This is a genomic window from Tenacibaculum larymnensis, assembly GCF_028829235.1.
Lineage (GTDB): Bacteria > Bacteroidota > Bacteroidia > Flavobacteriales > Flavobacteriaceae > Polaribacter > Polaribacter larymnensis.
The window spans coordinates 313,571-336,571 of sequence record NZ_JAIWJY010000003.1 but is presented as its reverse complement, the minus strand read 5'-3'; the positions used below and the strand labels follow the sequence as shown (position 1 = coordinate 336,571).

Sequence of the window (23,001 nt, the reverse complement as noted above, 5' to 3'; positions counted from 1 at the left end):
AGCTTTGCAAGCTTAACAACACAACAATAATGAACAATACAAAAACTATTAAATCAGCATTAATTTCCGTTTTTCATAAAGACGGATTAGAGCCTATTGTTAAAAAACTTAACGAACTAGGTGTTACTATTTACTCTACAGGAGGTACTGAGAAATTTATTAAAGACTTAGGTATTGATGTAGTGCCAGTAGAAGATGTTACTTCGTACCCTTCTATTTTAGGGGGAAGAGTAAAAACTTTACACCCTAAAGTTTTTGGAGGGATTTTAAACAGACAAGATCATGAAGGTGATGTTGCTGAAATGCAAGAATACAATATTCCTCAATTAGATTTAGTAATTGTAGATTTATATCCTTTTGAAAAAACTGTTGCTTCTGGAGCTTCAGAGCAAGACATTATTGAAAAAATTGATATCGGTGGAATTTCGTTAATTCGTGCAGCTGCTAAAAACTTTAAAGACACTGTTATTGTTTCTTCTATGGAACAATACGAAGACTTCTTAACTATTATCTCAGAAAATAACGGAGAAACTTCGTTGAACGATAGAAAAAAGTTTGCTGCTAAAGCTTTTAACATCTCTTCACATTATGACACTGCTATTTTCAATTATTTCAATGAAGATGAAGTTGTATATAAAGCCAGTGAAACTACATCTAAAGTATTACGTTATGGAGAAAACCCTCATCAAAAAGGTTTTTTCTTTGGCGATTTAGATGCTATGTTTGATAAACTACATGGAAAAGAATTAAGTTACAATAACTTATTAGATATTGATGCTGCTGTTAATTTAATAGAAGAATTTAAAGGTGAAGACCCAACATTTGCGATTTTAAAACACAATAATGCGTGTGGTTTTGCTCAAAGAAAAACTATTCATCAAGCTTATGTTGATGCATTAGCTGGTGATCCTGTTTCTGCTTTTGGTGGTATTTTAATTTCTAACACAAAAATTGATAAAGCTACTGCTGAAGAAATTCATAAATTATTCTGCGAAGTGGTTATTGCTCCTGCTTATGATGCAGATGCCTTAGAAATTTTAAAAGGCAAAAAGAATAGAGTAATTTTAATTCAAAAAGAAGTTGAATTACCTGAACAAACAGTAAGAACAGCCTTAAACGGAGTATTAGTTCAAGATAAAGATTATATTACAGACAAATTAGATGATTTATCATACCCTACTAACAATAAACCTTCAGAAAGTGAGTTAGAGGACTTGTTATTTGCATCTAAGTTGTGTAAAAACACTAAGTCTAACACTATTATTTTAGTAAAAGACAAACAATTATTGGCAGGGGGAACAGGCCAAACAAGTAGAGTTGATGCTTTAAGACAAGCTATTGAAAAGGCTAACAGTTTTAACTTTGACTTAAATGGAGCTGTTATGGCTAGTGATGCTTTTTTCCCTTTTCCTGACTGTGTAGAAATAGCAGATAAAGCAGGTATAAAAAGTGTAATTCAACCAGGTGGATCTATTAAAGACCAATTAAGCATTGATTATTGTAACGATAATAATGTAGCTATGGTTTTTACTGGAACTAGACATTTTAAACATTAATTATACTGAATGTAAAATACCCACAGATTTTTATTAGATTTGTGAGAATACATTAAAATTAAATATAAATAACGAAATCTTTATGGGTTTTTTCGATTTCATGACAGAAGATATTGCAGTAGATTTAGGTACTGCAAATACACTTATAATCCACAATGGTAAGGTAGTTATTGACAACCCCTCTATTGTTGCTAGAAATAGGCTTACTGGTAAAATTATTGCTACAGGTCATGAAGCTAGTAGGATGCAAGGAAAAACCCATGAAAATATCAAAACCATACGTCCTTTAAAAGACGGTGTAATTGCTGACTTTCAAGCTTCAGAAGAAATGATAAAGGAATTTGTAAAACAAATTCCTGCCATAAAGAAAAGATTATTTCCACCATCATTGCGTATGGTAATTTGTATTCCTTCAGGAATTACTGAAGTTGAAAAACGAGCAGTTATAGATTCTGGTCGTCATATGAACGCTAAAGAAATCTATTTGATTTATGAACCAATGGCAGCTGCTATTGGTGTAGGTGTTGATATTATGGAGCCTAAAGGAAATATGATTATTGATATAGGTGGTGGTACAACTGAAATTGCTGTTATAGCATTAGCTGGTATTGTTTGTGATCAATCAGTTAAAGTTGCTGGAGATTTATTTACCAGTGACATTATGTATTACATGCGTACTCAACACAATTTATATGTTGGAGAAACTACTGCTGAAAAGATAAAATTACAAATAGGTTCTGCTACTGAAGATTTAGACACACCTCCTGAAGACATGATGGTTCAAGGGCGTGATTTATTAAGTGGAAAACCTAAGCAAATACAGGTTTCTTATCGTGAAATTGCGAAAGCATTAGATAAATCTATTTTACGTATTGAAGATGCAGTAATGGAAACGCTATCAAAGACACCTCCTGAATTAGCTGCTGACATTTACAACACTGGTATTTATTTAGCTGGTGGTGGTTCTATGCTAAGAGGCTTAGATAAGCGTTTATCTAGAAAAACAGATTTGCCAGTATACGTTGCTGAAGATCCGTTACGTGCTGTAGTTCGTGGAACAGGTATTGCACTTAAAAATTTAGAAAAATACAAAACTGTATTAATCAAATAAATTTGAATGATTATTTATGCAACAGCTTATTTATTTCTTACAGAAGTATAAGTATTTCTTATTTTTTCTATTCTTAGAAGTTATAGCTGTTGCATTAATCATTAACAACCATTCTTTTCATAAAAGCAAATTTATTAGTTCTACCAATTTTATTACAGGAGGACTATATCAAAAATCATCAAATATTTCAGAGTATCTTGGCTTAAAAGAAAGAAACTCTATACTTATTGAAGAAAACTTAGCCTTAAAAAATAAACTGGAGAAAATTACTACTTATCTTGATAGTATTTCTGCGAATCAAATAATAGACACAACACAGCTCAGTCAAAATTTTAATTATATTTCTGGAAAAATAATTAAAAACTCTTTTCATAAAACTGATAACTTTTTAACAATCAACAGAGGTAAAAGTTATAATGTTTCTAAAGAAATGGGAGTAATTAACAGTAAAGGTATTATTGGTATTACTGATAATGCGTCAAATAAATACGCAAGAGTACAATCTATTTTAAATTCAAAAAGCAATATCAACGCTAAATTTAAAAATAACAATCACTACGGTACGTTAACCTGGGACGGTAAGGACTATAATATTGTACAACTAACCGACATTCCACGTCAAGCAGCTTTTAAAAAAGGTGATACTGTAGTCACTGGAGGAAGGTCTACTATTTTTCCAAACGGGATACCTATTGGAACAGTCTTAGAAGTACCTGAAGAATTATCTGCGGTCAATAGTATAAACATTAAACTCTTTAACGATATGTCTAACTTAGGTCATGTTTATATAATAACCAACCTAAATAAAGAAGAAATAAAAACTGTAGAAAATAATAATGAATAAAACAGTATACTTAATATTTTTATTCGTTTTCCTCTTGTTACTACAAGTGTTGGTTCTAAATAATATTTTATTTTTAGGTTATGTAAACCCCTACATTTATATCGTTTTTATTTTCTTGTTCCCTATTAAAGAAAACAGGTTTTCTCTTTTATTAGTTGCTTTTCTTTTAGGTTTATGCGTAGATGCTTTTTCTAACTCTGGTGGAATTCATGCTTTTTCAACTGTGTTTATGGCCTATATACGTTTATTTGTTTTTAAAGCTGTTTTCAAAAAAACATCATCAGATTATCTACTTTTTAACCTAAGACATGAGTCTTTTGACAAAGTTTTTAATTATACAGCAATTTTAACATTAACTCATCACTTCATTTTATTTAGTTTAACTAACTTTAGTTTTTATAACATATCAAATGTACTTGTCAATACACTATTTTCTAGTGTTTTTACGTTACTGTTGTATTTTTTAGGAAGTTTTATATTTAGGAAAAAGCTAGCATGAAACGAAGTTTCTTACTTATATTTTTAATAACTCTTATTGGAATTGTTTATATCTCTCGATTATTTCAGTTGCAAGTAATAAATGGTGGTGAACAGAGCCTAAAGCATAGTGCTACAATAAAGATTGAGTACGATTATCCAGAGCGTGGTTATATATATGACCGTAATGGAAAATTATTGGTTGCAAACCAATTATCCTACGATGTAATGATTATTCCAAAAGAAGTAGAACCTTTAGATACTTTAGAGTTCTGCTCTCTTTTAAAAATCGACAAAGAAGATTTTGTAAAACGTTTTAAAAAAGCAGAAAATTATGCTCGTTGGCTTCCTTCTGTATTTTTAAAGCAATTAGCTAAAGAGGATTATGCTTTTTTACAAGAGAAATTATCTAAATACAAAGGTTTTTATGTGCAAAAACGTATTATCAGAAACTATCCTATAAAATCTGCTGCCAATGTATTAGGTTATATTAGTGAGGTAAGTGAATACAAAGCCAAACAAAGTGACTATTACGAACAAGGAGAGTTAATTGGTGCTTGGGGTGTTGAAAAGCAATATGAAAATTATTTAAGAGGTGTTAAAGGAAAAAAAAGATTTAAACGTAACAACTTAAATGAAATAATAGGTTCGTACAAAGATGGTAAATATGATACGTTAGCAGTTCCAGGAAAAGACTTAACCTTAACTATTGATAGTGAACTGCAACAATATGGAGAGTTATTAATGTCTGGGAAAAGAGGGGGAATTGTTGCTATAGAGCCTCAAACAGGTGAGATATTAGCATTGATTACCGCTCCTTCTTATGACCCTAACTTATTAGTTGGAAGAAAGCGCTCTCCTAATTCAGTAAGGCTTTTTAATGACAGTATTAATATGCCAACTTTTGACAGAGGTCTACAAGCAATGTATGCTCCTGGTTCACCTTTCAAAATCCTCACTGGTTTAATTGGTTTACAAGAAGGAGTTATTGATGAAAACTCAGGTTTTTACTGTAATCATGGTTATCGTTATGGTAGAAGACCAAACGAATTTATGGGTTGCCACTGTAACATTGTTGGTCGTCCTGTTCGTTTAAAAACAGCTATAGCTAAATCTTGTAACACATATTTCGCTAACACCTATAGAAAAATTGTAGATAAATACGAAAATGCGACCATTGGTACTGATGCTTGGAGTGAACATGCAAAAAGCTTTGGTTTAGGAAATTATTTAGGGTATGACTTACCTTCAGGGCAACCAGGTAGAATTCCTGACGGGAGATTCTACGACAGAAGTTATGACTTTAGATGGGGAGCTACTACAACTATCTCCAACGCCATTGGTCAAGGTGAAGTAGAAACAACACCTATTCAGTTGGCAAATATGACAGCTGCAATTGCTAATAAAGGATATTTTTACACTCCTCATATTGTTAAGAAAATTGAAGACAAACCCAAGCTTGACTCTACATATGTAACTCGTAGAAATACAACAGTTTCCCCTGAACATTTTCCTATTGCAATTGAGGCGATGTTTGAAACGTTTACCAGAGGTACAGCTAGGTATAGTCAAGTTAAGGGAATAGACATTTGTGGAAAAACAGGAACAGTTGAAAACTTTATTAGAGTAAATAAGAAGAAAGTTCAGTTAACAGACCACTCTATTTTTATAGCTTTTGCTCCTAAAGATAACCCTCAAATAGCCATAGCTATTTTTGTAGAAAACGGAGGATATGGATCTACAATTGCTGCCCCTATTACTAGTTTACTGATTGAAAAGTATTTAAACAAGTCAATCTCTAGAAAATACCTTGAAGATCGCATGATCAACCTAAGTCTTCAAGAAAGATATGATAATCAGTTATTAATTCAAAAAAGCGATACTATTGCGACAGGAACGAAATAATATTTTTGCAGGAATTGATTGGCTACTTGTTTTACTCTACGTAATATTAGTTGGTTTTGGATGGGTAAATATCTATGCAGCTTCTTCTACGGAAGAGTCAAGAGAAATTTTTGACTTCTCAACAAAATATGGCAAACAATTAATTTTTATAGGACTTAGTATACCGGTTATTATCTTCATCCTATTTTTTAACTCTAAGTTCTACGAGCAATTTTCCAGTGTTATGTACATTTTCTCTCTGGTTTTATTAGCTGGAGTACTTGTATTTGGTAAAAAAATTAATGGAGCTACCTCTTGGTATAACTTTGGTGGAATAGGGCTACAACCTTCTGAATTTGCGAAAGCTTTTACTGCTTTGGCATTAGCAAAATTAATGAGCGACCGGCAGTACAACCTTAAACTAATAAAAAATCAAGCAAAAGCTTTTATAGTCATCTTTTTGCCTGCATTTTTTATTGCCTTACAGCCAGATATGGGCTCTGTACTAATATATTTTGCTTTCTTTTTTGTTTTAAACAGAGAAGGTCTTACCCTAGCATATATATTATTTGGAACAATCTCTATCATTCTATTCTTATTAACTGTTTATTTTGGAGCAAAATGGGTTCTTATTTCATGTTTACTTATAATAACACTCGTTGTTTTTTATGGCATCTACAGAGACAAGCGATTTTTCCGCTTTAACGTTATAAAAATAATTGGCTCTTATCTTTTTTCTATTTTCTTTATTTTAGGAATTAGCTACACCTATAATAACATATTAGGTCAACATCAAAAAGACAGATTTGATATTTTATTAGGGAAGATACAAGATAACAAAGGTATTGGTTACAATTCTTATCAATCTGAAAAAACAATTAGTTCTGGTGGTTTTTCTGGAAAAGGTTTTTTACAAGGAGACAGAACGCAAGGTAACTTTGTTCCTGAGCAACACACAGATTATATATATAGTACTGTTGGTGAAGAATGGGGTTTTTTAGGTAGTTCCCTTGTTATAATTTTATTTATGTTCTTACTCTATAGAATTATTTACTTATCAGAAACACAAACTAATAAATTTGCAAGAATATATGGCTACAGTGTAGCTTCTATTTTCTTTTTCCATATTATTGTCAATATCGGTATGGTAATAGGTTTACTACCTACTGTAGGAATACCACTACCCTTTTTCAGTTATGGAGGTTCTTCTTTATGGGGATTCACCTTACTACTATTCATTTTCATTCGTTTGGATGCCCATAAAAAATATGATTGGTAAAAATTAAAACTGCCCTTTTAAACATCAAAAGAAAAATACAGCTGTTTACCATTAATGAAAGTCAACACCACATCTATCAGATAAAAGCCAATACAAAGGCAGTAACTAGCGCTCCTTTTTGTTGCATTAAATAAGCTCTATTTTAAAACAAGGACAAAACACTTTTAGTTTTAAACCAAAATAAAAACGCTTCGATAAAAAATATCGAAGCGTTTAACTATTAACTAACCTTAAAACTCTTATAAAGCTGCAACGTGTTTAGCCAATTTAGACTTTAAATTTGCTGCTTTATTCTTATGAATAATGTTGTTCTTTGCTAATTTATCTAACATAGATACAACAGTCGAAAACATTCCTTCTGCTTCCTTCTTATCTTCTGTAGCTCTTAATTTTCTTACAGCATTACGAGTTGTTTTATGCTGATATTTATTTCTTAAGCGCTTTGCTTCGTTACTTCTAATTCTCTTTAATGCTGACTTATGATTTGCCATTGTACTAATGCGTTAATTGTTTATAAAAAACTTGTAGTCCGTACGGGAATCGAACCCGTGTTACCAGGATGAAAACCTGGCGTCCTAACCCCTAGACGAACGGACCAAAACAATCGTTCTGATTGCGGGTGCAAATATACAATTCTTTTTGTTATTTGCAATTAAAAATTATTTTTTTCTCTATTTATTTTTCTCTTAAAATAAAGAAAAAGAACTTGTAGTCCGTACGGGAATCGAACCCGTGTTACCAGGATGAAAACCTGGCGTCCTAACCCCTAGACGAACGGACCAAAACAATCTTTTTTGCGATTGCGGGTGCAAATATAAAAACTGTTTTTTATTACACAAAGCTTTTTTTTATTTTTTTAATAAGCCTTTGCAAAAAGTACTCTTTTTGTTGATGGTTTTCCTGTTAACACACATTCTCCATCCTCTTCTTTTGCATCATTAGGAATACATCTTATTGTAGCTTTTGTTAGCTCTTTTATCTTATCTTCTGTTTCAATTGTACCATCCCAATGCGCTGACACAAATCCTCCTTTGTTCTCAATTACATCTTTAAACTCTTCAAATGAATTTACTTCTGTAATATGGTCGTTTCTGTAAGTTAATGCTCTATTATATAAATTCTCTTGAATTTCTTCTAACAAGTTAGCCACAATGCTTGCTACCTCATCTCTAGATACAGTTTGCTTCTCAAAAGTATCACGACGCGCAACTTCTACTGTACCATTTTCCAAATCACGTTTTCCCATTGCAATTCTTACTGGCACACCTTTTAACTCATACTCAGCAAACTTAGCTCCTGGCCTAAAAGTATCTCTATCATCAAACTTTACAGAAATTCCTTTAGCTCGTAATTCTTTTACAATTACATCTACTTTTTCAGAAATAGCATTTAATTGTTCTTCTCCTTTATATATAGGTACAATTACAACTTGAATTGGCGCCAATTTTGGAGGTAATACTAAACCAGCATCATCAGAGTGTGTCATAATTAACCCTCCTATTAAACGTGTTGATACTCCCCAAGAAGTTGCCCATACATATTCTTGCTTTCCTTCTTTAGAGGTATACTTAACATCAAAAGCTTTCGCAAAATTCTGTCCTAAGAAGTGTGAAGTTCCAGCCTGTAAAGCTTTACCATCTTGCATTAATGCTTCTATTGTTAAAGTATCATCTGCTCCAGCAAAACGTTCACTTTCACTTTTAGCTCCTTTAACAACAGGCATTGCCATAAATTCTTCAGCAAAAGTTGCATATACTTCTTGCATCTGTTTAGCTTCAGCTATTGCTTCTGCCTTTGTTGCATGTGCAGTATGACCTTCTTGCCATAAAAACTCTGCAGTACGTAAAAACAAACGCGTACGCATTTCCCATCTTACAACATTCGCCCATTGGTTTACTAACAATGGTAAATCTCTATGCGATTGAATCCATCCTTTATATGTATTCCAAATAATTGCTTCCGAAGTAGGACGAACAACTAACTCTTCTTCTAACTTAGCTTCAGGATCTACACGTAACTTACCTTCATTATCTGGATCATTTTGTAATCGATAATGTGTAACTACAGCACATTCTTTTGCAAATCCTTCAGCATTTTTTTCTTCTGCTTCAAACAAACTTTTAGGTACAAAAAGGGGGAAATAAGCATTTTGATGTCCTGTTTCTTTAAACATTCTATCTAATTCTTTTTGCATGTTCTCCCAAATTGCAAATCCGTATGGTTTAATTACCATACAACCTCTTACTGCTGAATTTTCAGCTAAATCGGCCTTTACAATCAATTCGTTATACCATTTCGAGTAATCTTCGGCTCTTTTTGTTAAATGTTTGCTCATAATCAAAAGTTTGGCATAAATATTGTTATTTTTTATGCGTAAATTGTGTCTGCAAAACTACATTAAAAAGGTAACAAGCCCAACAAAGAACTAATTTTTTGCAGCTAGTGGAAAAACAATTTGCTTTAACCTAAAAATAAAAAAGTCATGAAGCTACATTACACCAAAACCAAACTCCCTTTCTATATCCTATCATTTTTGATGGCAGCTACATTTATATCTTGTGGTTCTACACAAACGGTTACTGGTAGTGATGATGGTATTTATGCTGATGAAATAGAACAACCACAACGTAGAGTAATTGTTACTGATGATCGTGCATATGATGAATATCAGGAAAACTATTTTACCAAAGAAGTAGAACGCTTAGATGCTTTAAATGGCACTGATATTTTTACCGATATAGAAAATTATAAGTCTGAAAATGATGACTCATATGATGATGAAGACATTATATATGAAGAGGAGCCTGAAACAAGAATTACATATAATGGTAATGAACCTTGGGGGTATGCTGACAACAGTGATGTAGTTATTAATATTAACACCTACCCAAGATGGGGCTACTATAATGATTGGTATTGGGATTACGGCTATGGGTATAATTATTACAGACCTTGGTGGAGATCTCGTTATTATAACTACTGGGGGTACAACAATTGGCACCCATACCACTGGAATTCTGGGTTTTATGTTGGTTTAGGTGGGCTTTATTACAACTCTTACTGGAATTCTCCATATTACGGTTACAATTATTACAGACCATATAGATACTATAACAACCACTATTACAGACACCCATACAGAGGTGCCAACTATTATAGAGGTCACAGAACTGCAACAACTTCTAGAAGAGGTTATACTACAGGTCGTAGAGGAACTACAACTTCAAGACGCTCTTCTGATGTTTACAGAAGAAGCAATAGTAGAACCTATCGAAGCAACAGAAACACTCGTTCAACAAGAAATACAAGAGGATACAATACTAGAAGAGGTAGCAATTCTAATAACAGAAGTATAAAACGATCAACTAGAACAAGAAGTTACAACTCAAATGGTAGCAGATCTACTCGTAGCTATAGAGGTACACCTCGTACTACAAGAAGCTCTAGAGGATATTCTACAAGAAACCACAGAGCTTCAAATAATAATGGTGTTCGTAAATCTTCCTCAGTTAGAAACTCTAGAAGTTATACTAAGAGAGACCAAAACTCTAATAGATCTGTTAGAAAATCATACTCTCCTAGAAGCTCTAAAAGCTACTCAAAATCAACTAGAAATAACAGAAAGAACTATGCTTCACGTAATAGTAGCAATTCACGAAAATCTAGAAGTTACTCAAAACCTTCAAGAAGTTCTCGTAGTTACTCAGCTCCGTCAAGAAGCTCTAGAAGCAACTCTTCAGCCGGAAGTAGCTCAAGAGGGAGTAGCAGAAGTTCATCTAGAAGCTCTAGAAGGTAATCTTGCTGCCAGATTTCAAGACAAGTTTTTAACGAATTAATGAAAAAATGAAAAGAATTTTAACCTTCGCGATAATTATCGCTAGTACGTATACTGCCTACTCGCAATCTTTAGGCTACAATGATTTAGGAATTTTATTTTCAAAAGACGATAATTATGGAACCGCTCGTTTTGAATCAATGAGTGGAGCCTTTGGAGCATTAGGTGGAGATATATCTTCTTTTGGAATTAACCCAGCTGGTAGTGCCGTTGCTATTAAAAGTACTTTTGGAGTAACTTTAGGCAATAGAAACACTACTTATACAGCCAATTATTACGGGAATACAACAGAAACGGAAGATGACTTTTTTAATATTACCCAAGCTGGTGGTATTTTATCTTTTGATTCTGCTCATAACTCCGACTGGAATCGTTTTGCATTAACCTTTAACTATAGGCTAAAAAGCGACTTTGAAGGTTTATTTTCTTCACAAGGTAATAGTGGTCAAGCACTATTCAATGAACACCCTGATGATATAACCAATCAATTTAATAACGGACAAGAGCAACGCTTTTTTAATTCTACCTATGGAGAGAGTAGTATTTTTGAAATGGGATTCTCTGCTGTACATCTAAACAAGTTATATGCAGGAGCTAGTATAAAATTTCATAATTTTAGCTTTGGTCAAGTTACCGAACTTAGAGAGGTTAATGAAGACGATAATGGAAACACCTTAACAGCTCTTAACGTTCAAGATAGCTACTTTGAAGGTAGTGGAGTTTCTTTTAGTGCTGGTTTTATTTATAAAGTTAATCAAAGCTTCCGTTTCGGATTAGCTTATGAAACCCCAACATGGTACAATGAAGTTTTTGAAGATAGTAACTTAGATGTTTTCGATCCAAATGACTCTAGATATGATGATTGGGTTGGTTACACTGAAATATCAGCCACAAACCAAGATACAGATGTTAATAGCGGGGAAGAATTTTATTCAAATATTTTCAGACTACGAACACCAAGTAAACTTACTGCTAGTGCGGCATTTGTTTTTGGTAAACAAGGTTTAATAAGTGCCGATTATACTTACAAAGACTACAGTGGTACAAAATATAGAGAAAACGACCCTTATTTTATAGAAACTAATCAAAACTTTGATAATGATTTTAAAGGTACCCACTCCTTAAATATTGGTACCGAGTGGCGTTTTGATAAAATGAGTGTTCGTGGTGGTTACCATTATGAGCAAAGTCCTTATAAAAATGCTTTAGACGATGATAATATTTCTGGGTTTTCATTAGGACTTGGTTATAATTTCGGAAACGTTAAGTTTGATTTATCATATACTAATTCAGAAAACAACAGTCCGTACTATATTTATAATTCACCTGCTGTAGATGTAGATCCTATCGAATTAACAACCGATACTTCTAGAATCTCTGGAACAATTACTTTCAGTTTATAATTCATAAAAAACATATAAGAAGAGTCCTGCTATATGCAGGACTCTTCTTATATATACATATCTCAGTTTTTTACCGTAATTTTGCTTCTTATTTACAACTTATGAGTTCAATAAAAATAAACATACAAGAAACTAATAACGAAACCATTCTAAAGTTTGTTAGCAACAAAATTTTAGTTAATGGTGGTAGTTATGAATACAATAATATAGACGAGGCTAAAAACTCTCCGTTAGCACAACAACTATTTTACCTTCCTTTTGTAAAAAAGGTATTAGTTACAGCTAACTTCATTGCTATTCAACGATATGATATTGTTGAGTGGAGCGATGTTGAAGAAGAGGTTCGCGAGCAAATAGAAGCTTACATCCAAGATGGTAATTCTGTAGTAAAAGAAGAAACTACCAAAAAAGATGCTGTTGAAGTATATGCTGAAGTTACTCCAAACCCTGCAGTAATGAAATTTGGAACCAACAAAGCTTTAACACAAACTGATGTTGAGTATACAAATATTGAAGAAGCCAGCAAATCTTCTCCTTTAGCACAAGCTTTATTTAGCTTTCCTTTCGTCAAAGAAATTTTTATTTCTGAAAACTATATATCAATCACCAAATACGATATGATTGAGTGGAATGAAGTATATCAAGAAGTGCGTACTTTTATTCGTAGTTACATTCAGGAAGGTAAAAAAATTATTTCTGAATTACCTAAACAACAAACTAAACAAAACGTTGAAGTTCCTAAAGAGAATTTAACTGATACTGAAGCTAAAATTGTTGATATTTTAGATGAATATATAAAGCCTGCTGTAGCTTCTGACGGTGGTAATATTGCTTTTCAAGCATACGATTCTGATAGCAAAAGAGTAAGTGTTATTTTACAAGGAGCTTGTAGTGGCTGCCCATCATCAACAGTAACATTAAAAAATGGTATTGAAACAATGCTTAAAGAAATGTTACCTAACCAAATTAATGAAGTAGTTGCCATTAACGGGTAATTCCAAACCAAATAAAATATATGTCTGAAAAGATTAAACCATATAAAGATTCTGAATTAGGAAAGAAAGAACAAGTTGCTCAAATGTTTGACAATATTTCTGAAGATTACGACGGGTTAAACCGTGTTATTTCTTTAGGAATAGATGTTAGTTGGCGTAAAAAAGTAGTAAAACTAGTAGGAGAAAATAACCCACAACAAATTTTAGATATTGCTACTGGTACAGGTGACTTAGCTTTAATGATGTCTGAATTAAACCCTGAGAAAATTGTAGGTTTAGATATTTCTGAAGGAATGCTACAAGTGGGAAGACAAAAAATAGCTAAAGCAAATTTGTCCAATAAGATTAAGATGATTGTTGGCGATAGCGAAAACATCCCTTTTCCTGATAATACTTTTGATGCAATTACTGTTTCTTTTGGAGTTAGAAACTTTGAAAACTTAGACAAAGGTTTAACCGAAATATTACGCGTATTAAAACCTGGAGGTAAGTTTGTAGTATTAGAAACCTCTAACCCTACCAAATTTCCTTTTAAGCAAGGATACAAATTGTATACTAATTATATTTTACCTATTATTGGTAAACTCTTTTCAAAAGATAAAGTTGCCTACTCATATTTATCAGAAACAGCAAATACTTTTCCTTTTGGAAAGGCTTTCAACAATATTTTACAAAAAAATGGGTTTAAGAATGCAAAGAATATACCTGTAACATTTGGTGTTGCATCAATTTATACCGCTTTAAAATAGTATGTTAAAAAAGCTTTTACTTTTCGGAATTTTAGTAGCGTCCTTATCTACGCAAGCACAAAGAGAAAAAATATTAAAACTTCCTAGTTTTGATAAACCTCTTTTTCACTATGGTTTTTACCTTGGTGCTAATAATAATGGTTACAAAATAGGTTACAAACCAAGTAGTACTAGCGATCCCGAAATTGAAGTAGAATCGTCTATAGGTTTTAATGTTGGTTTAATTGCTGACTTAAGACTTCACAACAACATAAATCTTCGTTTTGAACCTGGACTAATGTCCAATACAAAAACATTACGATTTAAACATATAGCTGGTGCAGATAACGTAAATACTCGAGAAGTAGGTGCTACATACTTACATTTACCACTACTTTTAAAATTTAGCACTAACAGACTCAACAATATGAGGCCTTATGTTATTGGAGGACTTTCATATGATCATAACTTTTCAAGTAACGAAAGAAATAGTGATGATAACTTTGCTGGTGAATTTAGAACTACAACCAACAACTTTATGTATGAAATAGGAATAGGTGTTGACTTTTATTTAAGTTACTTTAAGTTTTCTCCTTCAATAAGAGGTGTTTTTGCCATTAATAACGAAGTTAAATACGACAATAAGTCTTCTCAATGGACTGATCCTATTGATTTCTTGGGAACCAGAGGAGTGTTTTTACACTTGGCTTTTGAATAAGATTTATAAAACAATTACAATAAAAAATAAAAGGCTTTCTAAATTAGAAAGCCTTTTTTAGTTTAAAAATAATATGAAGTCCCCCGAATTCTTATTACTCTATACTTGTTAGACACACTTTATTTTCTTAGGTCACATTTATTTTATCTTAAATAAAAAAAGACCGCAAAAATGCGGCCTTATTTCATAAAGATTTCTCTTTATTAGTTGGATAGAAGTCCCCCGAAATCTATCGTACTGTTAAAAACATTGTTTTTAGCGTTTTCAAAGATATAAAAAATTGTTAATTTTTATTATTTTTTTATAACTATTTTATTGTCAACTACATCTTTAATTGGTAAAATAACCTTACCTCCTTCTGTATTGATTGTAATACATATATTATCTATTGCAACTACTACACCTTCTACATCATCTATTACAACCTTTTCTCCTATTGAAATGTTTTTTCTTGAATAATAACCAAAAAGCAACCTAGAAACAGCATCTCTGGCACCAAATCCGAAAGCTAAAGTAAAAGCCAATAATACAGAACCTATTAAAAGAGTTAAATTACTTTTAATTACCGATGTATCAACCCCTGCTTGGTCTAATGCCGTTATAGATAAGAACACTACAATTAGATAAAAAGCTATATTACCTACTAAATTACCTCCAGATACTTCAAGAGATTTAAACATAGATTGAATTGCTTTTTTTACCATAGTTCCTAAATAAGCCCCTCCTACAAAAATACCTACAGCTGTTAATAGCTTAGGTAAATACGCAAAAAAGCTTCTAATTCCTTCAGAAACTACGGTTAAGCCAAACATTTCGGCTCCAACCATAACAAAAACAAAAATCAAAAACCATTTTAATACGGCCAAAATAACATTGGTAAGCACAATATTTATTGTGCTACTACCAAAAATTTCTGTTTTCCTAAGCTTTTTAGACCATTCATCTATTTTAGTTTTAGCTAATGCTTTTCTAACAAGGTATAAAAAGATTTTTATAACAAGCCAAGAAATAATTACAAAAGCTAAAAATCCTACTACAGTTGGTAATGAATCAACTATATCTTGAAAAATATCCTTAAAAGGGGTTAAAAAATCTATATTTAAAAAACTCATAACTTTTATGTATATATAGTATGTATTTGGTTAGTTTAAACTAGTTAGTATCATTTCTTTTTTCCGTTTGGTTCAGTAGCCCCTCCTATCAAATCAACAATAGCATTAGGATACTTAACCACGAATAAATCAGCCATATCTATTGATAGCTTAATCATTGCCACATCATTAAGTACTTTGTCTTTTAGTACTTCTGGCAATTCTTCGTTATGTAATATTTTTTTAAATGGATTATCCATAATTTATTACAATTCGTTATACGCTTTCACCACTTTTTCCTTAGCTCTTTTTAAACGCATTTTTACTGCGCTTTCCCCCAAATCTAACCCCGCTGAAATATCTTTAATACTCATTTCATCTTGGTACTTCATTAATAAAATCATTTTCTCTGAAGGAGAAATCATTTCGAGTGCTTTTGCCAATTTATCTGACTTTAACTCAAATAGTGTAGCGTCATCAATATCATCAATATTACTTTCTTCTCTTATTTCATCAGTTACAACTGTTACCTTTTCTTTTTTCTTCTCCTTATTTCTCTGTACATAATTAACACAAAAATTATAAGTAAAAGAATATAGCCAAGTAGAAAACTTAGATTTTCCTTTAAAAGTTCTCAATTTAACAAATAAACGAATAAATACATCATGTGTTAAATCTTGAGCCTCTTCTTTATTTTTGGAAAATCCGTAGCACTTGTTATACACCACGCCAGCATAACGATCGTATAAAACAGCAAATAAATGAGTATCATTTTTTTCTACTATTTTACGAACCAAATCTTCGTCGCTTATTTTCTTTACATCAATACTCTCCAATGGGCAGTATAGTTAGTTTCCTCCTTAGTTATACATCAATTTAGACACTTGGTCCGTTACGTGGTCACTTAATTATTGTTTTAATAACAAATTTTAACATTTATTTAACAAATAGACGAAAATTTTCAAAAAACACAAAAAACTTTGTAACATTATTATAACTGCATACGTATAAGTTAATGTAGACTGATTGATAAATTAAAATATACTTGAAGTAGATGAGACAACTAAAAATTACAAAACAGGTTACCAATAGAGAAACCGCGTCTTTAGATAAATATTTGCAAGAAATAGGAAAGGTAGATTTAATTACTGCTGATGAAGAAGTTGAATTAGCACAAAGAATTAAAGCTGGTGACCAAAGAGCCCTTGAAAAACTAACTAAGGCTAACTTACGTTTTGTGGTGTCGGTTGCTAAGCAATACCAAAACCAAGGATTAACATTACCTGATTTAATTAATGAAGGTAATTTAGGATTAATTAAAGCTGCTAAACGTTTTGATGAAACGCGTGGTTTTAAATTCATTTCATATGCTGTATGGTGGATTCGTCAGTCTATTTTACAAGCATTGGCTGAACAATCACGTATTGTACGTTTGCCATTAAATAAAATTGGTTCTATTAACAAGATTAATAAAATGTATGCTTTCTTAGAGCAAGAAAATGAGCGCCCTCCAAGTGCTGAAGAAATTGCCAAGAAATTAGACATGACTGTCAATGACGTTAAGGAGTCAATGAAAAATTCTGGTCGTCACGTATCGATGGATGCTCCTTTAATTGAAGGTGAAGATTCAAATTTATACGACGTATTAAACTCAGGTGAATCACCAAACCCTGATAAAACTTTATTACACGAATCATTACGTATCGAAATTAATCGTGCGCTAGAAACATTAACTCCACGTGAAGCTGATGTTGTAAAACTATACTTTGGTTTAGGAGAGCACCAACCAATGACTTTAGAAGAAATTGGTGAAACTTTTGATTTAACTCGTGAACGTGTTCGTCAAATTAAAGAAAAAGCCATCAGAAGATTAAAACACACATCTCGTAGTAAGATTTTAATGACTTACTTAGGTTAATAATATAAACAACAACAAATAGTTATCGTAACTATTCGTTTTTTGATTAATGAATGAAAGCTCTCAAATTTGAGAGCTTTCTTTTTGGTTTTTATGCTCTTAGTTTTAACTATATTTGCAATTAATAACAACGCAACAACTTATATATTAATGGAAAAACTTGTAGCCCCATCAATTTTAGCGGCTGATTTTGGTAACCTACAACATGATGTTGAAATGGTTAATAATAGTAAAGCAGATTGGTTTCATATTGACATTATGGACGGTGTTTTTGTACCAAATATTTCTTTTGGAATGCCTGTTTTAAAATCAATTTCAAAACACGCTAATAAAACTATTGATGTACACTTAATGATTGTAGATCCTGATCGTTACATTCAAACTTTTGCTGATTTAGGCACCGATATTTTAACCGTACATTATGAAGCTTGTACACATTTACATAGAACTGTACAGGCAATAAAAGCTGCTGGTATGAAAGCTGGTGTTGCTTTAAATCCGCATACACCTATAGCCGTTTTAGAAGATATTATTAAAGATTTAGATTTAGTTTGTATTATGAGTGTAAATCCTGGATTTGGAGGGCAATCATTCATTGAAAATACATACAAAAAAATTCAACAGTTAAAAAACTTGATTGAATTTAGTGAAGCTTCAACTTTAATTGAAATTGACGGAGGTGTAACTGACCAAAACGCTAATAAACTTGTAGAAGTTGGCGCTAATGTGTTGGTTGCTGGTAGTTTTGTTTTCAAAAGCGATAATCCTACAGAAACAATTGAGAATTTAAAAACTATTATAAACTAAAAGTCAAAGCGTATTTAGAAAAATTTCTAAATACGCTTCTAGTTTAACAGCCCTATAATCCCTTAAAAGGGTTACTAAATATGAATAGTAAATATTAATGTAATCTTGTTTAGGATTAACTTATTCTCCACTACAAATAACATCATTCATACAAACATAGCCTCGAGGAAGTGGTTCACAGTTATGACACAAAACGTAAATCCATCCTCCATTAATTGATTTTTGTTCTGACTTATTCAAAACCGAACCTAAATTTGAAATGTTTTTTAACATGATAAAGTATTTTGAGTTTCTCAAAAATAAATTCTACAAAACAATTTAACTCAAAAAAAACCATAATAAAAGTATGGTTTTACCATAAATTTCAACTTTTCATATCCACTTATATTAAAGAAAGGACTAAAATTGCTCTAATAGGTAATAAATTAAATCAGTGGTAGTTACAATCCCTACTAATTCATTATTATCAACAACTGGCAAAGCATGAAACTCCTTTTTTGCTAGGATTTCTGCAACTTCTTTAATTGTAGTACTAGAGTTTACAGTTTCTAAGTTTTTTGCCATCACTTGGTCTATTGTAAACATATTATACACCACAGTATCAACGTCGGTTTCATTTTCATCAACTGCATCTGCAAAACTTATTCGTAATAAATCTGTATAACTTAACATTCCTTTTATTTCATTTCCACTAACTACTGGAATGTGTCGTATATGTTCTTTTTTAAATATTTTCTCTGCCGTCATTAAATCATCAGTACTACTTAATGTAATTACATCTTTAGTCATTATAACTGAAACTGGTGTTCTTTTTTTCATTTTTGTAAGGTTTTGTGTTATTATTTACTTCAAATTTCAGTAATAAAAACAAGTATAAACCTGATTAAAATCATAGATTATCATCTATTTTATTTCTATCTAAAATGTAATTATTTAACTATTTTTACAAAAACATTTTATCTTGATAGAAGATTTACAGAAATACTACGGTTATTTATTTGAGGAAGCATTATTAAAAGAAATAGCTGATGTTGCTATAGCTAAAGAAGTAAAAGCTAATGAAGTTATTATTGATATTGGCAGTTATATTACTTCTATCCCTCTGTTATTAAGCGGCGCCATAAAAATTTTACGTGAGGATAAAGAAGGAGACGACTTAGTTTTATACTACATAGAAAAGGGAGATACTTGCGCCATGACCCTTTCGTGCTGTATGGGACAAACTAAAAGTAAAATCAAAGCTGTGGCTGAAACCGATGTAAAGCTATTGATGATTCCTAAACAAAAAATGAGTGAATGGCTTAGCAAGTATAAAAGCTGGCAAGAATTTATTTTACATAGCTACCATAGTAGATTACAAGAGTTTATTGATGCTATTGACACTATTGCTTTTTTAAATATGGATCAGCGTTTATTAAAATATCTAAAAGACAAAGCTTTAGTAAACCAAAACGAAACAATTAGCGTAACACACCAACAAATAGCTAATGACTTACATACTTCAAGAGTAGTTATTTCAAGACTTTTAAAAGCTTTAGAAAAAAAAGATAAAATAGAACTAAATAGAAATCAGATTAAAGTGTTAGAACTTTAACCTTGTAACTTAAGTTACATTTTTTACAAGAGAATCGTTCTACCTTTATAGTAAATTTTAGAACGATGAAAAAATTAATAGCTTTACTTACTATTTTATCTATTGTTAGCTGTAATCAAGCTAAAAAAAGTGATTACTCTAAGAAAAACTCCCAAAATATTGTAACAGAAGAAGCTAATATTCCTCCTGGAAAAAAGCTGCTTGAAACAAAATGTTTTGTTTGTCATAATGCCACTACACCACATGACGAAAGGGTTGCTCCACCAATGATCGCTATTAAAGCTCATTATATTGGTGAAAATACTTCAGAAGAAGAGTTCACTAATAACTTTCTCAATTTTGTATTAAACCCTACGAAAGAAAAAGCAGTGATGAGAGGAGCTGTAAAACGATTTGGAGTGATGCCTTATCAAAAATTTGAAGAAGAAGATCTTAAGAAGATAGCAAATTACCTATATAACTATAAAATTGAAGAACCTAGTTGGTTTAAAGAGCATTGGGAATCTAAACAAGGAAAAAGTTATATCAATTCAGGAAAAAAGATAAGTCAAAAAAACACTAAAAAAACTCCTGAAGAAATTGGATTAACATATGCTATGGAAACAAAAAAAACATTAGGTAAAAACTTAATGGGAGCTATTCAAAAGAAAGGAACTTTACATGCTTTACAATTTTGTAACGAAAAAGCCTACAAGCTAACCGATAGTATGGCTACAAAATTTAATGCTTCCATTAAAAGAGTTTCAGACAAACCAAGAAACCTCAACAACACTGCAAACACTGAAGAATTAAATATTATTGAAGGATACAAAAGAGTTGTAAGTAACAAAGAGGAAATTAAACCTGTTACAAAACAAGTAGGTAACAAAACCAAATTCTATTATCCAATTATAACAAATAGTATGTGCCTACAATGTCATGGAACCCCTAACACACAAATAAAACCTGAAACTTTAAAAGAATTAGCTCTCCTATACCCTACCGATAAAGCTCAAGGTTATGATGTAAATCAGGTACGAGGAATTTGGAGCATAACATTTAAAAATTAAAATTATGGGAAAATTTTCTGAAATAATTAAAGGAGACAAACCTGTTTTGGTTGATTTCTTTGCTGAATGGTGTGGTCCATGTAAAATGATGGCTCCTATATTAAAAGAAGTAAAAGAAGATTTAGGAGAAAGTGTTATTATTTTAAAAATAGACATTGATAAAAATCAACAAATAGCCAATACCTACCAAATTAGGGGTGTTCCTACCTTTATGCTTTTTAAAGAAGGCAAACTATTATGGAGACAATCAGGAATGTTATATAAGAACGATTTGATTAGTATTATTAATAGCCATGTGAAATAATATCATTATTTTTATTCCTCTTTATTGCTACTAAAAAAAACGTTCTTATTTAATAACCTCATAAACAATCTTCGGTATGGAAGACATGCTCTTTTATGATAGAATGCAGTTTGCTTTCACTATTACTTTTCACTACTTATTTCCACAATTAACAATGGGGCTATCACTAATGATAGTCTTCTTTAAATGGAAATTTTTAAGAACTAAAATTGAAAAATATAACGACGCTGCTAAGTTTTGGATGAAAATCTTTGCTTTAAACTTTGCCATGGGAGTAGTTACTGGGATTCCTATGGAGTTTCAATTCGGAACTAACTGGGCTAAGTTCTCCGAGCTTACTGGTGGTATCATAGGTCAAACATTAGCTATGGAAGGAATGTTTTCTTTCTTCCTAGAATCTTCCTTTTTAGGATTGTTTTTATTTGGTGAAAAAAAGCTAGGACATAAACTTCATTTTTTAACTGGATTCCTTGTCTTTTTAGGTTCTTGGGCAAGTGGTTTTTTAATCATTGCTACACATTCTTGGATGCAAAATCCTGTAGGGTATGAAATACTAGCCAACGGTAAGTTTGTACTAAATAACTTTTCAGCTTTATTCTCAAACCCATGGTTATGGCCTTCTTATTTACACAATCAAGCAGCCTCCTTAGTTACCAGTTCTTTTGTAGTTGCTGGTATTGGAGCTCTTTATCTTTTAAACAAGAAACACTTAGAATTTGGTAAATTATTTTTAAAAACTGGAGTTATTTTCGGAGTTGTAGCATCTATTTTAGTTGCTTTTCCTACAGGTGATTTAGCCGCTAAAAATGTAGTAAAATATCAACCTATAACCTTTGCCGCTATGGAGGGGATATTTGAAACAGAAAAAGGAGGTTCTGAAATAGTATTAATTGGACAACCAAATATACTAGAGAAAAAATTAGACAATAAAATTGCTGTTCCTAACATCTTAAGCTTTTTAACCTATCAAGAATGGAATGCAGAAATTAAAGGGCTAAATGAGTTTGATGAAAAAAACTACCCAACAAACATACCTGGTTTATATTATGCATATCATATAATGGTGGGGTTAGGAACTATTTTTATTGCTTTAATGTTAGCTAGCATTGTTCAATTATTTAGAAAAAAGTTATATGATACAAAGTGGATTTTATGGTCATTACTCTTCATTATTCCATTTCCTTATATTGCTAACACCACTGGTTGGTATACTGCTGAACTAGGTCGTCAACCTTGGTTAGTTTATAACTTATTACGAACATCTGCTGGAGCATCTCCTACAGTATCATCAGGAAACACTTTATTTACTCTTTTAGGATTTATCGGATTATACCTACTATTAGGAATGTTATTTTTAATTTTAGTTGGAAAAATCATTAACAAAGGACCTCAAACAACACGTTAAGTT

23 protein-coding genes and 2 tRNA genes are annotated in these 23,001 nt (G+C 31.7%); 17 read left to right on the top strand and 8 right to left on the bottom strand.

Translation table 11 applies throughout. The features are described from left to right. Positions 1 to 29: 29 nt before the first annotated feature. From purH to rodA, 6 genes are all read left to right on the top strand, one after another. Positions 30 to 1,556, top strand: coding sequence for a bifunctional phosphoribosylaminoimidazolecarboxamide formyltransferase/IMP cyclohydrolase (gene purH / locus LCI24_RS06530; RefSeq protein ID WP_274639646.1), 1,527 nt, complete (start codon positions 30 to 32; stop codon positions 1,554 to 1,556). Between the two features lie 82 nt (positions 1,557 to 1,638). Next, entirely contained in the window at positions 1,639 to 2,667 is a 1,029-nt protein-coding gene (locus tag LCI24_RS06525) for a rod shape-determining protein (protein ID WP_047790403.1), read from the top strand. A 16-nt stretch (positions 2,668 to 2,683) separates the two neighbouring features. Then, positions 2,684 to 3,511 carry a rod shape-determining protein MreC gene (gene mreC, locus LCI24_RS06520; protein WP_274639645.1) on the top strand — a complete coding sequence of 276 codons (828 nt, stop codon included), beginning with the start codon at positions 2,684 to 2,686 and terminating at the stop codon, positions 3,509 to 3,511. Then, positions 3,504 to 4,010 (top strand): rod shape-determining protein MreD, encoded by a 507-nt coding sequence (gene mreD / locus LCI24_RS06515; RefSeq protein WP_274639644.1) that lies wholly within the window; start codon positions 3,504 to 3,506, stop codon positions 4,008 to 4,010. The genes mreC and mreD overlap by 8 nt, the downstream gene beginning before the upstream one ends. Then, positions 4,007 to 5,893, top strand: coding sequence for a penicillin-binding protein 2 (gene mrdA / locus LCI24_RS06510; RefSeq protein WP_274639643.1), 1,887 nt, complete (start codon positions 4,007 to 4,009; stop codon positions 5,891 to 5,893). The genes mreD and mrdA overlap by 4 nt, the downstream gene beginning before the upstream one ends. Next, positions 5,874 to 7,151 carry a rod shape-determining protein RodA gene (gene rodA, locus LCI24_RS06505; RefSeq protein ID WP_274639642.1) on the top strand — a complete coding sequence of 426 codons (1,278 nt, stop codon included), beginning with the start codon at positions 5,874 to 5,876 and terminating at the stop codon, positions 7,149 to 7,151. The genes mrdA and rodA overlap by 20 nt, the downstream gene beginning before the upstream one ends. Before the next feature lie 239 nt (positions 7,152 to 7,390). Here the strand turns inward: rodA and rpsT are convergent, their stop codons facing one another. The 4 genes from rpsT to proS all read right to left on the bottom strand — a co-directional run bounded on the left by rpsT (position 7,391) and on the right by proS (position 9,486). Further along, positions 7,391 to 7,642 carry a 30S ribosomal protein S20 gene (rpsT, locus tag LCI24_RS06500; RefSeq protein WP_028891217.1) on the bottom strand — a complete coding sequence of 84 codons (252 nt, stop codon included), beginning with the start codon at positions 7,640 to 7,642 and terminating at the stop codon, positions 7,391 to 7,393. 34 nt (positions 7,643 to 7,676) lie between these two features. Further along, a tRNA-Glu gene (locus LCI24_RS06495) sits at positions 7,677 to 7,748 on the bottom strand. 112 nt (positions 7,749 to 7,860) lie between these two features. Next, a tRNA-Glu gene (locus tag LCI24_RS06490) sits at positions 7,861 to 7,932 on the bottom strand. A 75-nt stretch (positions 7,933 to 8,007) separates the two neighbouring features. After that, positions 8,008 to 9,486 (bottom strand): proline--tRNA ligase, encoded by a 1,479-nt coding sequence (proS, locus tag LCI24_RS06485; RefSeq protein WP_274639641.1) that lies wholly within the window; start codon positions 9,484 to 9,486, stop codon positions 8,008 to 8,010. 147 nt (positions 9,487 to 9,633) lie between these two features. Between proS and LCI24_RS06480 the strand changes: the two genes are divergently transcribed. The 5 genes from LCI24_RS06480 (at position 9,634) to porT (ending at position 14,830) form a co-directional block, all read left to right on the top strand. Then, positions 9,634 to 10,947, top strand: a complete 1,314-nt coding sequence (locus LCI24_RS06480) for a hypothetical protein (RefSeq protein ID WP_274639640.1) — start codon at positions 9,634 to 9,636, stop codon at positions 10,945 to 10,947. Positions 10,948 to 10,994: 47 nt separating this feature from the next. Further along, a complete protein-coding gene (locus LCI24_RS06475) occupies positions 10,995 to 12,389 on the top strand; it encodes an OmpP1/FadL family transporter (protein ID WP_274639639.1) in 1,395 nt (464 codons plus the stop codon). Between the two features lie 101 nt (positions 12,390 to 12,490). Continuing rightward, complete coding sequence (locus tag LCI24_RS06470) at positions 12,491 to 13,384, top strand: NifU family protein (protein ID WP_274639638.1); 894 nt, start codon at positions 12,491 to 12,493, stop codon at positions 13,382 to 13,384. A gap of 20 nt (positions 13,385 to 13,404) precedes the next feature. Further along, positions 13,405 to 14,133, top strand: coding sequence for a bifunctional demethylmenaquinone methyltransferase/2-methoxy-6-polyprenyl-1,4-benzoquinol methylase UbiE (gene ubiE, locus LCI24_RS06465; RefSeq protein ID WP_099215517.1), 729 nt, complete (start codon positions 13,405 to 13,407; stop codon positions 14,131 to 14,133). 1 nt (position 14,134) lies between these two features. Beyond that, the gene (porT, locus tag LCI24_RS06460; protein WP_274639637.1) at positions 14,135 to 14,830 is read left to right on the top strand and encodes a type IX secretion/gliding motility protein PorT/SprT; all 696 of its coding nucleotides are present in this window, start codon (positions 14,135 to 14,137) and stop codon (positions 14,828 to 14,830) included. A 293-nt stretch (positions 14,831 to 15,123) separates the two neighbouring features. On the opposite strand, the gene LCI24_RS06455 is transcribed toward porT, so the two are convergent. Genes LCI24_RS06455 through LCI24_RS06445 form a run of 3 tightly spaced genes read right to left on the bottom strand, consistent with a single transcriptional unit; the run spans position 15,124 to position 16,757 of the window. Continuing rightward, a complete protein-coding gene (locus LCI24_RS06455; RefSeq protein WP_274639636.1) occupies positions 15,124 to 15,942 on the bottom strand; it encodes a mechanosensitive ion channel family protein in 819 nt (272 codons plus the stop codon). A 50-nt stretch (positions 15,943 to 15,992) separates the two neighbouring features. Then, on the bottom strand, positions 15,993 to 16,181 hold the full coding sequence (locus LCI24_RS06450; RefSeq protein ID WP_274639635.1) for a hypothetical protein: 189 nt from the start codon (positions 16,179 to 16,181) through the stop codon (positions 15,993 to 15,995). 6 nt (positions 16,182 to 16,187) lie between these two features. Further along, positions 16,188 to 16,757: an RNA polymerase sigma factor gene (locus LCI24_RS06445; RefSeq protein WP_274639634.1), complete on the bottom strand. Its 570-nt coding sequence runs from the start codon at positions 16,755 to 16,757 to the stop codon at positions 16,188 to 16,190. Positions 16,758 to 16,975: 218 nt separating this feature from the next. On the opposite strand from LCI24_RS06445, the gene LCI24_RS06440 reads away from it, so the two are divergent. Together LCI24_RS06440 and rpe are read left to right on the top strand one after the other, a co-directional pair. Next, positions 16,976 to 17,839: a sigma-70 family RNA polymerase sigma factor gene (locus tag LCI24_RS06440; RefSeq protein ID WP_028891227.1), complete on the top strand. Its 864-nt coding sequence runs from the start codon at positions 16,976 to 16,978 to the stop codon at positions 17,837 to 17,839. Positions 17,840 to 17,989: 150 nt separating this feature from the next. Next, positions 17,990 to 18,646, top strand: a complete 657-nt coding sequence (gene rpe, locus LCI24_RS06435; protein ID WP_274639633.1) for a ribulose-phosphate 3-epimerase — start codon at positions 17,990 to 17,992, stop codon at positions 18,644 to 18,646. 399 nt (positions 18,647 to 19,045) lie between these two features. Here rpe and LCI24_RS06430 read toward each other — a convergent pair whose 3' ends face one another. Then, positions 19,046 to 19,465 carry a CBS domain-containing protein gene (locus LCI24_RS06430; protein ID WP_274639632.1) on the bottom strand — a complete coding sequence of 140 codons (420 nt, stop codon included), beginning with the start codon at positions 19,463 to 19,465 and terminating at the stop codon, positions 19,046 to 19,048. 142 nt (positions 19,466 to 19,607) lie between these two features. Between LCI24_RS06430 and LCI24_RS06425 the strand changes: the two genes are divergently transcribed. The 4 genes from LCI24_RS06425 (at position 19,608) to LCI24_RS06410 (ending at position 22,998) form a co-directional block, all read left to right on the top strand. Then, positions 19,608 to 20,240, top strand: a complete 633-nt coding sequence (locus tag LCI24_RS06425) for a Crp/Fnr family transcriptional regulator (protein WP_099215524.1) — start codon at positions 19,608 to 19,610, stop codon at positions 20,238 to 20,240. A 65-nt stretch (positions 20,241 to 20,305) separates the two neighbouring features. Next, positions 20,306 to 21,289, top strand: a complete 984-nt coding sequence (locus tag LCI24_RS06420) for a c-type heme family protein (protein ID WP_274639631.1) — start codon at positions 20,306 to 20,308, stop codon at positions 21,287 to 21,289. Positions 21,290 to 21,293: 4 nt separating this feature from the next. Further along, on the top strand, positions 21,294 to 21,593 hold the full coding sequence (gene trxA / locus LCI24_RS06415) for a thioredoxin (RefSeq protein WP_274639630.1): 300 nt from the start codon (positions 21,294 to 21,296) through the stop codon (positions 21,591 to 21,593). A 76-nt stretch (positions 21,594 to 21,669) separates the two neighbouring features. Then, a complete protein-coding gene (locus LCI24_RS06410; RefSeq protein ID WP_274639629.1) occupies positions 21,670 to 22,998 on the top strand; it encodes a cytochrome ubiquinol oxidase subunit I in 1,329 nt (442 codons plus the stop codon). Positions 22,999 to 23,001 lie beyond the last annotated feature (3 nt).

Excerpts from the sequence above, each read along its gene's own strand:
- purH (WP_274639646.1), top strand. The coding sequence starts at position 30 with ATGAACAATACAAAAACTATTAAATCAGCATTAATTTCCGTTTTTCAT.
- LCI24_RS06525 (WP_047790403.1), top strand. The coding sequence starts at position 1,639 with ATGGGTTTTTTCGATTTCATGACAGAAGATATTGCAGTAGATTTAGGT.
- mreC (WP_274639645.1), top strand. The coding sequence starts at position 2,684 with ATGCAACAGCTTATTTATTTCTTACAGAAGTATAAGTATTTCTTATTT.
- mreD (WP_274639644.1), top strand. The coding sequence starts at position 3,504 with ATGAATAAAACAGTATACTTAATATTTTTATTCGTTTTCCTCTTGTTA.
- mrdA (WP_274639643.1), top strand. The coding sequence starts at position 4,007 with ATGAAACGAAGTTTCTTACTTATATTTTTAATAACTCTTATTGGAATT.
- rpsT (WP_028891217.1), bottom strand. The coding sequence starts at position 7,642 with ATGGCAAATCATAAGTCAGCATTAAAGAGAATTAGAAGTAACGAAGCA.
- proS (WP_274639641.1), bottom strand. The coding sequence starts at position 9,486 with ATGAGCAAACATTTAACAAAAAGAGCCGAAGATTACTCGAAATGGTAT.
- LCI24_RS06480 (WP_274639640.1), top strand. The coding sequence starts at position 9,634 with ATGAAGCTACATTACACCAAAACCAAACTCCCTTTCTATATCCTATCA.
- LCI24_RS06475 (WP_274639639.1), top strand. The coding sequence starts at position 10,995 with ATGAAAAGAATTTTAACCTTCGCGATAATTATCGCTAGTACGTATACT.
- LCI24_RS06470 (WP_274639638.1), top strand. The coding sequence starts at position 12,491 with ATGAGTTCAATAAAAATAAACATACAAGAAACTAATAACGAAACCATT.
- ubiE (WP_099215517.1), top strand. The coding sequence starts at position 13,405 with ATGTCTGAAAAGATTAAACCATATAAAGATTCTGAATTAGGAAAGAAA.
- porT (WP_274639637.1), top strand. The coding sequence starts at position 14,135 with ATGTTAAAAAAGCTTTTACTTTTCGGAATTTTAGTAGCGTCCTTATCT.
- LCI24_RS06455 (WP_274639636.1), bottom strand. The coding sequence starts at position 15,942 with ATGAGTTTTTTAAATATAGATTTTTTAACCCCTTTTAAGGATATTTTT.
- LCI24_RS06450 (WP_274639635.1), bottom strand. The coding sequence starts at position 16,181 with ATGGATAATCCATTTAAAAAAATATTACATAACGAAGAATTGCCAGAA.
- LCI24_RS06440 (WP_028891227.1), top strand. The coding sequence starts at position 16,976 with ATGAGACAACTAAAAATTACAAAACAGGTTACCAATAGAGAAACCGCG.
- rpe (WP_274639633.1), top strand. The coding sequence starts at position 17,990 with ATGGAAAAACTTGTAGCCCCATCAATTTTAGCGGCTGATTTTGGTAAC.
- LCI24_RS06430 (WP_274639632.1), bottom strand. The coding sequence starts at position 19,465 with ATGAAAAAAAGAACACCAGTTTCAGTTATAATGACTAAAGATGTAATT.
- LCI24_RS06420 (WP_274639631.1), top strand. The coding sequence starts at position 20,306 with ATGAAAAAATTAATAGCTTTACTTACTATTTTATCTATTGTTAGCTGT.
- trxA (WP_274639630.1), top strand. The coding sequence starts at position 21,294 with ATGGGAAAATTTTCTGAAATAATTAAAGGAGACAAACCTGTTTTGGTT.
- LCI24_RS06410 (WP_274639629.1), top strand. The coding sequence starts at position 21,670 with ATGGAAGACATGCTCTTTTATGATAGAATGCAGTTTGCTTTCACTATT.